The sequence below is a fragment of the Lentzea kristufekii genome (genome assembly GCF_033949925.1).
Taxonomy (GTDB): Bacteria; Actinomycetota; Actinomycetes; order Mycobacteriales; family Pseudonocardiaceae; genus Lentzea; species Lentzea kristufekii.
In genome coordinates this window covers 1-392 of record NZ_JAXAVV010000103.1, presented here as the reverse complement: position 1 = coordinate 392, position 392 = coordinate 1, and the positions used below count along the sequence as shown (strand labels likewise).

Here is a 392-nt window from a genome sequence, read left to right as displayed (position 1 = left end):
GCACACAGGTCTCCAGAATCGTGCGGGCGACCAGCGGCGCGGGTCCGGGTAGCCGTAACGCCTTGCGCCGCTGGAGATACTCGGTCAGCACCACAACGAGACCCGAGCGGCCCTGGCCGAACCAGACCTCGGCCAGCTCTGGCAACTCGGGGGCGCAGCGGTCGACCAGCTTGATGCCGACCCGGTGCCGGGACAGCGTGTCGTACAGGTTCGTGATGATCTCGCTCAGCTCCACGGCGAGCGGGCCACGTCGTCGTTTCGACAACGCCTCGACCAGTCGCAGCTGCTCGACCTCGCCCCTCAGCCGCTCGGCCACCATCGCGGCCAGCTCGCCTTCCGCCGGCGCACGGACCGGCAGGTCGGCCACCTCGGGCAGCGGCTCCGCCCCGTCG

Annotated in this window: 1 pseudogene; it reads right to left on the bottom strand. The window is 70.9% G+C overall.

The window, feature by feature from the left end:
* Positions 1 to 392 (bottom strand): annotated as a pseudogene (locus SK571_RS46270) (hypothetical protein); the annotation flags it as partial.